The 11455-nt window shown below is 65.2% G+C and carries 15 protein-coding genes; all 15 read left to right on the top strand.

The annotated features are described in order from the left end of the window. Positions 1-62: 62 nt before the first annotated feature. The 15 genes from fliN to AC066S_RS23605 all read left to right on the top strand — a co-directional run bounded on the left by fliN (position 63) and on the right by AC066S_RS23605 (position 11319). Positions 63-452: a flagellar motor switch protein FliN gene (fliN, locus tag AC066S_RS23675; RefSeq protein WP_478270728.1), complete on the top strand. Its 390-nt coding sequence runs from the start codon at positions 63-65 to the stop codon at positions 450-452. A gap of 2 nt (positions 453-454) precedes the next feature. Then, positions 455-1495 (top strand): flagellar motor switch protein FliG, encoded by a 1041-nt coding sequence (locus tag AC066S_RS23670; RefSeq protein ID WP_126255024.1) that lies wholly within the window; start codon positions 455-457, stop codon positions 1493-1495. 13 nt (positions 1496-1508) lie between these two features. Beyond that, on the top strand, positions 1509-2597 hold the full coding sequence (flhB, locus tag AC066S_RS23665; RefSeq protein ID WP_126255025.1) for a flagellar biosynthesis protein FlhB: 1089 nt from the start codon (positions 1509-1511) through the stop codon (positions 2595-2597). 64 nt (positions 2598-2661) lie between these two features. After that, on the top strand, positions 2662-3063 hold the full coding sequence (gene flgB / locus AC066S_RS23660; RefSeq protein ID WP_126255026.1) for a flagellar basal body rod protein FlgB: 402 nt from the start codon (positions 2662-2664) through the stop codon (positions 3061-3063). An 11-nt stretch (positions 3064-3074) separates the two neighbouring features. Next, positions 3075-3491 (top strand): flagellar basal body rod protein FlgC, encoded by a 417-nt coding sequence (gene flgC, locus AC066S_RS23655; RefSeq protein WP_126255027.1) that lies wholly within the window; start codon positions 3075-3077, stop codon positions 3489-3491. Positions 3492-3493: 2 nt separating this feature from the next. After that, complete coding sequence (fliE, locus tag AC066S_RS23650) at positions 3494-3823, top strand: flagellar hook-basal body complex protein FliE (protein WP_126255028.1); 330 nt, start codon at positions 3494-3496, stop codon at positions 3821-3823. A gap of 18 nt (positions 3824-3841) precedes the next feature. Next, on the top strand, positions 3842-4630 hold the full coding sequence (gene flgG, locus AC066S_RS23645) for a flagellar basal-body rod protein FlgG (protein ID WP_478270727.1): 789 nt from the start codon (positions 3842-3844) through the stop codon (positions 4628-4630). 10 nt (positions 4631-4640) lie between these two features. Next, positions 4641-5117, top strand: a complete 477-nt coding sequence (flgA, locus tag AC066S_RS23640; protein ID WP_478270726.1) for a flagellar basal body P-ring formation chaperone FlgA — start codon at positions 4641-4643, stop codon at positions 5115-5117. Continuing rightward, entirely contained in the window at positions 5114-6244 is a 1131-nt protein-coding gene (flgI, locus tag AC066S_RS23635; protein ID WP_126255031.1) for a flagellar basal body P-ring protein FlgI, read from the top strand. The genes flgA and flgI overlap by 4 nt, the downstream gene beginning before the upstream one ends. 68 nt (positions 6245-6312) lie before the next feature. Further along, positions 6313-7062, top strand: a complete 750-nt coding sequence (locus tag AC066S_RS23630) for a MotE family protein (RefSeq protein ID WP_478270725.1) — start codon at positions 6313-6315, stop codon at positions 7060-7062. Further along, positions 7063-7770: a flagellar basal body L-ring protein FlgH gene (gene flgH, locus AC066S_RS23625; protein ID WP_135162609.1), complete on the top strand. Its 708-nt coding sequence runs from the start codon at positions 7063-7065 to the stop codon at positions 7768-7770. Between the two features lie 42 nt (positions 7771-7812). Beyond that, the gene (locus AC066S_RS23620) at positions 7813-8256 is read left to right on the top strand and encodes a flagellar basal body-associated FliL family protein (protein ID WP_135162610.1); all 444 of its coding nucleotides are present in this window, start codon (positions 7813-7815) and stop codon (positions 8254-8256) included. Further along, complete coding sequence (gene fliP / locus AC066S_RS23615; protein ID WP_135168732.1) at positions 8253-8993, top strand: flagellar type III secretion system pore protein FliP; 741 nt, start codon at positions 8253-8255, stop codon at positions 8991-8993. The genes AC066S_RS23620 and fliP overlap by 4 nt, the downstream gene beginning before the upstream one ends. A gap of 242 nt (positions 8994-9235) precedes the next feature. Continuing rightward, entirely contained in the window at positions 9236-10141 is a 906-nt protein-coding gene (locus AC066S_RS23610) for a flagellin N-terminal helical domain-containing protein (RefSeq protein WP_478270724.1), read from the top strand. A 266-nt stretch (positions 10142-10407) separates the two neighbouring features. After that, positions 10408-11319 carry a flagellin N-terminal helical domain-containing protein gene (locus tag AC066S_RS23605; RefSeq protein WP_135162612.1) on the top strand — a complete coding sequence of 304 codons (912 nt, stop codon included), beginning with the start codon at positions 10408-10410 and terminating at the stop codon, positions 11317-11319. Positions 11320-11455 lie beyond the last annotated feature (136 nt).

The following is an 11455-nucleotide window of genomic DNA, read 5'->3' as shown; positions in this document are numbered from 1 at the left end:
GCGAAACCATACGATCGGAACGCCGAGGCGCTCCGAGAGCGGAAATACCAAGAGGCGATACCATGGCGCAATCCTTCGACTATGACTCTGCCACGCGAGCACCTGCCTCCGAGGAGGGGCATGTCGACACGACCCCGCTGGAGCGGCTGGCGGAGATCGCCGCGCGCACGGCGGAGGAGAGCGGCAAGTTCGCCAATGTCGATGCCATCCTGCGCATTCCGGTCACCATGCAGGTGGTGCTGGGATCGGCGACCATTCCGGTGGCGAACCTGATGAAGCTCGGCCGCGGCGCGGTCGTTCCGCTCGACCACCGGGTCGGCGAGCCGGTCGACGTCGTCGTCAACGGCCGCATCGTCGCCCGCGGCGAGGTCGTCGTCGTCGAAGAGGACAATTCCCGCTTCGGCGTCTCGCTCACGGAGATTGTCGGACCACTGGGGCAGGGTGATAGCTGACCATGGCGGCACAGGTCGGCATCGCCCCCATCAAGCAGCGAGGCGTTGCCACGCTGGGCGGAACGGAAAAGGTCGCGGCGCTCCTCCTGGCGATGGGCCGGCAGGCGGCCGCGAGCGTGCTTCAGCAGTTCGAGCCGCAGGAGATCCGCATCGTCACCAAGGCCGCGGCAGAGCTGCGGCCGATCACGGCGCAGGAGCTCGAGGGGATCGTCGAGGAGTTCGCCCAGCAGTTCTCGATGGGCGCCAACATCCTCGGCACGCTCGGCGGTCTCGAGGCCGTGCTCGGTGACGTGCTTCCGGCCGATCAGGTCTCGCAGATCATGTCCGACCTGCTCGGCAATTCGAGCCGGTCGGTGTGGGACCGCGTCTCGTCGGTGTCTGAAAACTCGCTCGCGAGCTACCTGTCCAAGGAGCATCCGCAGACCGCGGCGCTGATCCTGTCCAAGGTCAAGCCGGCCTGTGCCGCCAAGGTCATGAGCCAGCTGCCCTCGAGCCTGCGCAACGAATTGATGCGGCGCGTGCTGAGCCTCAAGCCGATCGTCGACGACGCCATGAGGGTGCTCGAGAAGACGCTGCACGAGGACCTGACGCTGAACTTCGCCCGCAACCTCGGCGCCGACACCTACGCCCGCGTCGCCGACATCATCAACAAGATGGAGCGCGGCCACATCGAGGACATGCTGAAGAGCCTGTCGGAAAAACGGCCGAAGTCGGCCGAGGTCCTGAAGGAGCTGCTGTTCACCTTCGACGACGTGACCAACCTGACGCCGAAGGCGCGCACCATGATCTTCGACCAGGTGCCGACCGATCGCATCGTCGTCGCACTGAAGGGAACCGACAAGCATTTCCGCGAACTGATCCTGTCCTCGGTCGCGTCGCGCGTGCGCCGCGTCGTCGAGCACGAGCTCGCCATCGGCGAGCCGTCGAACCAGCGCGACGTGCTGGAGGCGCGGCGCGTCATCACCGATCTCGCACTCGACCTCGCGGAGAAGGGCGAAATCGAGCTCAACCCCGAGCAGGAGGATGAGCTGGTCTTCCGCTGACCGCTGAACGGGCATGGCAGAAACATCCGATCAGGACAGCAAGACAGAAGAACCGACCGAGAAGAAAGTCCGTGACGCGCTCGAACAGGGCAAGATCCCGGTCTCTCGGGAGGCCTCCATTTTCGCCTCGATGGCCGCGCTGATGGTCATCCAGGCGTTCCTGATCGGCCAGGGCGTGCAGCAATTGACGCCGACGCTGAAGAGCCTGCTGGACGATCCCGAAGGCTTCCCGCTCGCCACCGGCGCGGACGCGCAGAACCTGCTCACCGTGGTCGGCCTCCAGGCGCTGCGCTTCCTGGTGCCGCTGGTCGTCATCCTCATGGTATTCGGACTCGCCTCACAGCTGCTGCAGAATGCGCCGCGCTTCGTGCTGGAGCGCATCAAGCCCGAATTGTCGCGAATCTCGCCGGTCAGTGGCTGGAGCCGGATCTTCGGAACGCGAGGGCTCGTCGAGTTCGCCAAGTCGCTGTTCAAGCTGGCCGCGGTCAGCTCCGTGGTCGTCTTCGTGCTGCGCTCCTCGGAGGCGAAGGCGTTCGAGGCCATGTATACCGATCCGGTCGCGCTGCCGGAGATGATCCTCAACATCGCGATGCGGATCGTCTCGGCGATCTGCATCGCGACCATCGTCCTGGTCGCGATCGATCTCGCCTGGGCGCGTTTCCACTGGCGGCGCGAGCTGCGCATGACCAAGCAGGAGATCAAGGACGAGCACAAGCAGGCCGAGGGCGATCCGCTGATCAAGGCTCGCCTGCGCTCGCTGGCGCGCGACCGCTCGCGGCAGCGGATGATCGCCTCCGCTGCGCGCGCGACGCTGGTGATCGCAAACCCGACCCACTTCGCGATCGCGCTGCGCTACAACCGCGAGGAAAATCCCGCGCCGCTCGTGGTGGCCAAGGGCATGGACGTGATCGCGCTGAAGATCCGCGCGGTCGCCGAGCAGAACCGGATTCCGGTCATCGAGAACAAGGCGCTGGCGCGCGCGCTCTACGAAGCGGTCCAGGTCGATCAGGTGATTCCGGCCGAATTCTTCCGACCCGTCGCCGAGATCATCTACTTCCTTCAGTCGAAGCAGACGCCGCCGCGCACCGAGAAGGTCCAGTAGAATTCCGAGGACGACGTCCGGCCCAACAGCTTGACGAAAGCTTAACGCCCTAGGCTTCTCCCGAATGGACCAGAACGGGGCTGTCGTGGGACCGCTTTATCTCTTCGAACTCGCATCGTCGCAGGCGCGCCACCTCGAGCTCCGCCAGTCGACCATCGCAACCAACGTCGCCAACGCCAACACGCCGGGCTTCAAGGCGCGCGACGTCGAGCCCTTCAACAAGGTGCTCGACGGCATGCCGGTGAGGCTCGCCACGACGTCGCCGTCGCACCTGCAATTGTCCGCAGCCGAGACCGACACGCGCGCGACCGCGAAGAAGGACAGCTGGGAAGTGGTTCACTCCGGCAATTCCGTCAGCCTCGAGCAGGAAATGATCAAGGGCAGCGACGTCAATCGCGACTATTCGATGAATTCGGCGATCGTGCGGTCGTTCCACCGCATGGTCCTGTCGAGCGCAAAGGCCTGAGGTGAACTGACATGCTGGACTCACTGAGCGCCTCGCTGACGGTCGCGAGCTCCGGGCTCGAAGCGCAGTCGACGCGCATGCGCATCGTCTCGGAGAATCTCGCCAACGCGACCTCGACGGGGCGGACGGCCGGGGCCGATCCCTATCAGCGCAAGACCATCACCTTCGATGCCGCGATGGACCGCGCCTCGGGCGCGCAGCTCGCGAAGGTCAAGGAGATCGGCGTCGACACCACGCCGTACCGCGTCGAGTACGACCCCGGGCATCCCGGGGCCGACAAGGCCGGCTACGTCAAGCTGCCGAACGTCAACATGATGATCGAGATGGCCGACATGCGCGAAGTCAACCGGTCCTATGAAGCCAATCTCCAGGTCGTGAAACAGGTCAGGTCGATGCTCGGCATGACCATTGACCTCTTGAGGAGCTGACAATGCTTGAGGCGATTTCATCCACGGCGGTCTCCGCAGGACAGGCGGCGTCCCGCGCGACCGAGACGCAGGCGATCGCGCCCGCGGCAACGACGGCGATCCAGTCCGGTGACGATGTCGGCTTCGAATCGGTGATGAAGCAGGTGACGACCGACGCGATCGGAACGCTGAAGGCGGGCGAGGCGGCATCGATCTCGGCGATGCAGGGCAAGGAATCGACGCGCCGCGTCGTCGAAGCGCTGATGTCGGCGGAGCAGGCCCTGCAGACGGCGGTCGCGGTTCGCGACAAGGTCGTGCAGGCCTATCAGGAAGTCGTTCGGATGTCGATTTGATCTGAAGGAGTGGGTCAAGTGAAATCGCTCGCCATTGCGGCCACGGGCATGAACGCCCAACAGACCAACATCGAAGTCATCGCGAACAACATCGCCAACATCAACTCGACGTCGTACAAGCGGGCGCGGGCGGAATTCACCGATCTGTTCTACCAGATGGACCGCATGCAGGGCGTGGCCAACGTCAACGGCTCCTCGCCGATTCCGGAAGGCGCCAATCTCGGCCTCGGCGTCAAGTCGGCGGCGATCCGCAAGCTGCACATCCAGGGCGCGCTGACGCAGACCGGAAATCCGTACGACATGGCGATCAACGGCCGCGGCTGGTTTCAGGTGCTCGGCCCCAACAACGAGGTGCAATACACCCGTGCGGGTTCGTTCAACACCAATGCCAACGGCCAGCTCGTTACGATCGACGGTTACCTCCTGGATCCGGCGATCACGGTGCCGCAGGGAACCGTCGAGGTCACGGTCAACGCCACCGGCCAGGTGTTTGCCAAGCTCGACGCGGAAGTGAACCCGCGCCAGATCGGCCAGCTCAACCTTGCCAATTTCGCCAACGAAGCGGGCCTCGAGCCGCTGGGCAGCAATCTCTACAAGGAGACCACGGCGTCGGGCACGCCGGTGGTCGGGCTGCCGGGTGATGCCGGCTACGGCAAGATCAACCAGAAATATCTCGAAGCCTCCAACGTCGATCCGGTCAAGGAAATCACCGAGCTGATCTCGGCGCAGCGCGCCTATGAAATGAATGCCAAGGTCATCCAGGCCTCGGATGAAATGGCCCAGACGGTCTCGAAGGGCATGCGCTAGGTCCGAAGTCATGTTGAACAGGATGGGCCTGATCGTGCGCGGGTTGGCCGTCGTGCTGCTGATTCTGGCTCCCGCGCGCCTCGCGGTGGCCGAGGAGAAGCGGCTTCCCGTGCCGGCGGTTGCGATCCGCGCCGGCGAGCTGATCCGGGACGACATGATCACCGAGCGCGCCTTCGCGCCGAGCCTGCTCGGCGTCGCCATGTTCATCGAGGGGCGCCAGGTCCTGGTCGGCCGCATGGCGCGGCGCGCGCTGTTGCCGGGCCAGCCCATTCCCAGCAACGCGGTGGAAGATCCCTGGACCGTCGCCCGCGGCGCCATGGTCAAGGTCGTGGTGGAAGACAGCGGCCTGTCGATTGTCACCTACGGCTCGGCGATGCAGTCGGGTGCGGCCGGCGCGCTCATCCCGGTGCGCAATACCGATACCGGCGTGATCATCAGGGGCATCGTCCAGCCGGACGGCACCGTCAAGGTCGTGGACGGGTCATGACCAGGCTTCTGCTCGCGCTCGTCCTGCTGCTTTCGGCCGCCGGCGCCGATGCCGCCGTCCGCATCAAGGACATCGCGGACATCAAGGGTCTGCGCGAAAACCAGATCGTCGGCTACGGCCTCGTCATCGGCCTCAACGGCACCGGCGACACGCTTCGCAACGCGCCCTTCACGGAGCAGTCCCTGCAATCGATGCTCGAGAACATGGGCATCAACGTCAGGAACGAGACCACGAGCACCACCAATCCCCCGCGTCCGACCACGCTGCGCACGCGCAACGTCGCGGCCGTGATGGTGACTGCGGACCTGCCGCCCTCGATCGGGCCCGGCGAGCGCATGGACGTCACCGTGTCGTCGCTCGGCGATGCGACGTCGCTGCTCGGCGGCACGCTGGTCATGACGTCGCTGCGCGCTGCGGACGGCGCCGTCTACGCGGTGGCGCAGGGCGCGATCACGGTCGCCGGTTACAGCGTCGGAGGCCAGGCGCAGAATGTCAGCCAGGGCACGCCGACGGCCGGGCGCATCCCGAACGGTGCGCTGGTCGAACGCGAGGTGCAGGGAAGTCTCCGCGAGATGGAGTTCCTGGTGCTGGAGCTGAAGAACCCCGACTTCATCACCGCAACGCGCATCCTCGACGCCATCAACCGCTACGCCGGCGGTCGCTACCGCGCCCAGATCGCCTTCGAGCGCGACTACCGCACCATCGTGCTGTCGAAGCCGCGCCACATCGGCCCGGTCCGGTTCCTCGCCGAGATCGGCGAACTGACGGTCGAGCCGGACACGCCGGCCCGGGTGGTGATCAACGAGCGCACCGGCACGGTGGTGATCGGGCGCGACGTGCGGATCTCGACCGTTGCCGTGACGCACGGCAATCTCACGGTCCGTGTCACCGAGATGCCCGTGGTGTCGCAGCCGGCGCCGTTCTCGCGAGGCCAGACGGTGGTGGTCCCGCAGACCATGGTCGAGGCCAACGAGGCCGGGTCGCAGGTGGCGATCCTCAGCGGTGTCGACCTGCAGCGCCTGGTGCGCGGGCTGAACCAGATCGGCCTGAAGCCGTCCGGCATCATTGCGATCCTCCAGGCGATCAAGACCGCTGGCGCGCTCCAGGCCGACGTCATCGTGCAATGATGCATAAGCGTCGTGCAAGCTTGGTCGCTCAATGCTCGGGTCTGAAAGCGAGAATCGCACGCGTCCCGATGCTGAAGCTGGATCACAAAGCCACACTCCTCCTGCTGGTCGCGGCATCGATGCTGGCGAGCGCGTCGCCCGTGCGCGCCCTGGACGAGGCCAAGCCCTCCAAGCCGCTCAACCTGCTCTCCTTCGCGCGCGGCCGCGCGTCCGGACCGCAGAAGCCGCAGCCGGTCGCGGCGGTGCCAGGCGACAATGCGTCAATCCGGGCGACCGCATGGGCGGCCGAAGATTCGGGGCCCGCAACCACCGGCGCGATGCCCGCTTCGGAGCCGGCTGCGCCCGCACGACCGGCCAAGCCCGGCAGCGTCACGGCGCCGCCCAAGCCCGCGCCGTCGCAGGCCGCGGCGTCCGCGGACAACGAGGTCGCCCTGTTCTGCAGCAACGTTGCCGATCCGGCCGTCGATGCGAGGCTGGCCTGGCAGCTCAAGGAATTGGAGAAGGCCGAGAGCCTGCTCCGCGAGCGGATCGCCGAGGTCGAGGCCAAGCGTGCCGAATATGAAAAGTGGATGGCGCTGCGCGACGACTTCCTGAAGAAGGCCGAAGCGAGCGTCGTCGAGATCTATTCGCGCATGAAGCCCGAAGCCGCCGCGACCCAGATCGCCGGCATGGCGGACGAGACCGCCGCCGCCGTGCTTGCCAAGCTCAGCCCGAGGAGCTCGAGCGCGATCTTCAACGAGATGGAGACGGCGCGCGCGGCGCACCTCGCCGACCTGCTGGGCGGAATGCGCCGCGTTGATGACGGAAAGACCAAATAGATGAAGAAGCCGATCCTCATCCTCCCGCTCATCCTGGGCTCGGTGCTCCTGGGCGGATGCTTTCACGATCCAGCCGAGGTCCTGACCGGCCCGCAAATGTCGCCGGTCGGCAGCGGCCTGAGGACCCAGGCCGATCCGATCCCGGTGACGCCGCGCATGCGCACGCCCGTCAGCTATCGCTCGACCTGGGACGACGGCACCGATCTCTACCGCGACCCCCGCGCCCGGCGCACCGGCGACGTGGTCACGGTGATCATCTCGATGCAGGACAAGGCCAAGCTCGACAACAAGACCGGCCGCTCGCGCGATTCGCAGGTCAAGTTCGGGCTCGACTGGCTGATGGACGTCGCGGGATGGAGCGACAAGGGATCGACCAACGCCAACCTCAGCGCCAACACCCAGATTAAGGGTAACGGCCAGATCGACCGCACCGAGGACATCAAGCTCTCGATCGCTGCCATCGTCACCGACGTGCTGCCGAACGGCAATATGATGATCAGCGGCTCGCAGGAGTTCCGCGTCAACACCGAGATGCGCGTGCTCAACGTCGGCGGCATCGTGCGCCCGCGCGACATCTCGCGGGCCAACACGATCTCCTACGACAAGATCGCCGAGGCGCGCGTGTCCTATGGCGGTCGCGGAAATCTGTCCGACGTGCAGCAGCCTGGATGGGGACATCGGATCTATGACGCCGTGGCACCATTCTGAAGTGCGCACCGGTCTGGCCGTGTCGCCAGGGCAGGGGACGTCATGCGCCTGATTGCGGCCATCGTGGTGCTGACCCTGGTCGCGATCGGCGCGGGAGCGCTGGCCGGACTGCACCTGTTTGCGGCCGCCGAGCGCGTCGCCGACGCGAAGAAGAGCGCGACCCCGCCGCCGGTCGCGTCGAGCTACGCCGGCAGCGCACGGCTCAGGAAATTGTCTCCGATCGTGACCAACCTCGCCGCGCCGGCGAATAATTGGGCCCGCATCGAGGCCTCCATGGTGACCGAGAGCATGAGCGACGAGGACGCCGGCATCCTGGCCGCCCATATCAGCGAGGACATCGTCACCTACTTGCGGTCCGCGTCGGTGGCGCAATTCGAGGGATCGCGCGGGCTTCAGCATCTGCGCGACGACCTGACCGAGCGCGCCGCCATCCGCTCGTCGGGCAAGGTCCGCGAATTGATCATTGAGACGTTGGTGATCCAGTGAGAGTGAAAGTCCTGCTGCCGGCGCTGATCATGGTCGTTCTGCCCGAAGTGGCGCTCGCCCAGATCCCGGACCTCAACTCGCTGCTGCCGCCCGGGAACGGCTCGACCAGCGGCCGGATCATCCAGCTGATGGCCCTGATCACGGTGCTGTCGGTGGCGCCGGGGCTGCTCATCATGGTGACGAGCTTCACGCGCTTCGCGGTGGCACTGTCGTTCCTCCGCGCCGGGCTCGGCCTGCAGACCACGCCGGCCAATCTGGTGCTGATCAGCCTCGCGCTGTTCATGACCTTCTACGTGATGGCGCCGACCTTCGACCGGGCCTGGGAGACCGGCGTCCAGCCGCTGATGAAGAACGAGATCTCGGAAGAGCAGGCCTATCTGAAGATCACGGACCCGTTCCGCGAGTTCATGCTGGCCCATGTCCGCGACAAGGATCTGCAGACCTTCGAGTCGCTCGCCGCGGAGAGCTTCCGTAAGAAGTTCGACGACAAGCGCGTCGATCTGCGCGTCATCATCCCGGCCTTCATGATCTCCGAGCTGAGGCGTTCGTTCGAGATCGGATTCCTCATCATCCTGCCGTTCCTGGTGATCGACATGATCGTGGCGACGCTGACCATGTCGATGGGCATGATGATGATGCCGCCGACGATCCTCGCGCTGCCGTTCAAGATGCTGTTCTTCGTGCTGATCGACGGCTGGAATCTGCTCGCCTCCGGGCTGGTGCGCTCCTTCTCATAAACCGCCGACGATCGCCGGCCGGCTCGTTATGGTTAGCGGAAAGTAATATTAACCATATGATATTGCTGCGCAATTCAAGCCGGCCTTAATCCGGCGGCAAGATTCGGCGTGCTAGCAAGGCGTCACGGCGGGTTGGACCTCACCCACATCAGTCCAAAGGCATGATGCCGCCCCTCTGTACCGGTGCAAGCCCGGTATGTCCCCTGATGAAAATGTAACGCGTACATAAAGGGACATTCGCAATGTCAAGCCTGCTCACGAACTCGTCCGCCATGACCGCGCTCCAGACCCTTCGGTCTGTCAGCTCGCAACTCTCCACCACGCAGAGCCGGATCTCCACCGGCCAGCGCGTGGCGACCGCCTCGGACAACGCCGCCTACTGGTCGATCGCGACTTCGATGCGCGCCGACAACGCCGCGCTCTCCGCCGTCTCCGACTCGCTCGGTCTGTCGGCCGCCACCGTCGACACCGAGTACACCGCGCTGAACAAGGTGCTCGGCGACAGCAATTCCGGCCTGACCAAGCTCCAGGCGCTGCTGGTCGAAGCCAAGACCGCCGGTATCGATCGCAGCAAGATCCAGTCGGAAATCACCCAGATCCAGCAGGACATGAAGAACGTCGCCGGCGCGGCGACCTTCAACGGCGTCAACTGGCTGAGCACGAACGCTTCCACCCCGGCGACCGTCAATCTGGTGTCGTCGTTCTCGCGCGTCGGCGCTACGCCGACCACCAGCTCGATCACGGTGACCGTCGCCAACTACTCGCTCTACACCTCGACCACGAGCGGCATCCTGGACACGGTGACCGGCAGCGCGTCGGTCGACACCATCAACATCGGTGCGCTGACCGACTCGGCGGCCGACCAGACCACGCTCGACGGCTACATCGCGCAGGTCACCGCAGCGATCGGTACGGTCGCTTCGGGCGCCGCCAATCTCGGCGCCATCAAGAACCGTATCTCGAACAACTCGGAGTTCGTGAAGTCGCTGATGGACTCGGTGGATCGCGGTATCGGCCAGCTCGTCGACGCCGACATGAACCAGGAGTCGACTCGCCTCGCGGCTCTCCAGGTCCAGCAGCAGCTCGGCGTTCAGGCGCTCTCGATCGCCAACAACAACAGCCAGAGCATCCTGTCGCTGTTCCGCTAAGTCCCAGACGCTCTGCGGAGGGGCCGCGCTTCTTACGAGGCGCGGCCCTTTCGTTTGGCGCGACGCCGCGCCATGATTCCGGCTGCCCTGTTGCAGAGAGATCACGCCGCCACAAGCCCCGCGCAAGCTTCGCCGGCTAGTCTGGCCGCTACGACGGGTTGGGTTCATGCGCAATTCCGCAGCCCAAAGGCATGATGCCGCCCTGTCGTACCGGTGCAAGCCCGGTATGTCCCAAAATCCAATCTGCTTTCAAAGGGACATCAAAGATGGCTTCCAGCCTGCTTACCAACTCCGCTGCAATGACTGCGCTCCAGACCCTCCGGAATGTCAGCGCCAGCCTGCAGACGACCGAAAACCGCATCTCCACCGGCCAGCGCGTTTCGACCGCTTCGGACAACTCGGCCTATTGGTCGATCGCGACCTCGATGCGCGCCGACAACGCCGCGCTCTCCGCCGTCTCCGACTCGCTCGGTCTGTCGGCCGCGACCGTCGACACCGAGTACACCGCGCTCAACAAGGTCATCGGCGACCAGAATTCCGGCCTGACCAAGCTCCAGGCGCTGCTGGTCGAAGCCAAGACCGCCGGTATCGACCGCACCAAGATCCAGGCTGAAATCACCCAGATCCAGCAGGACATGAAGAACGTGGCCAACGCGGCGACGTTCAACGGTGTGAACTGGCTGAGCACCAACGCCACCACCCCGGCGACGGTCAACCTGGTGTCGTCGTTCTCGCGCGTCGGCGGCACGCCCACGATCAACACCATCACGGTGACGGTTGCCAACTACTCGCTCTATACCTCGACCACGGCCGGTATCCTGGACACGGTGACCGGCAGCGCGTCGGTCGACACCATCAACATCGGTGCGCTGACTGACTCGGCGGCCGACCAGACCACGCTCGACGGCTACATCGCGCAGGTCACCGCCGCGATCAACACGGTCAGCCAGTCCGCCGCCAACCTCGGCGCCATCAAGAACCGCATCTCGAACAACTCGGAGTTCGTGAAGTCGCTGATGGACTCGGTGGATCGCGGTATCGGCCAGCTCGTCGACGCCGACATGAACGCGGAATCGACCCGGCTCCAGGCGCTGCAGACCCAGCAGCAGCTCGGCGTTCAGGCGCTCTCGATCGCCAACCAGAACAGCCAGAGCATCCTGTCGCTGTTCCGCGGCTAAGCGGCGCTTTCGAAAACGACCGTGCTCCCTCGGGGAGCACGGTCCCCGCCTTGACCGGCGAATATGGCGGCACATGACGTGCCCGCAATCGACCCGACCCCAGATCTCATATGGCGCGCCACAACCGATCGCACCA

The organism is Bradyrhizobium sp. CFUWI, assembly GCF_056429085.1.
The sequence above is the reverse complement of the archived record's forward strand: the minus strand, read 5'-3'. Positions and strand labels throughout refer to the sequence as shown.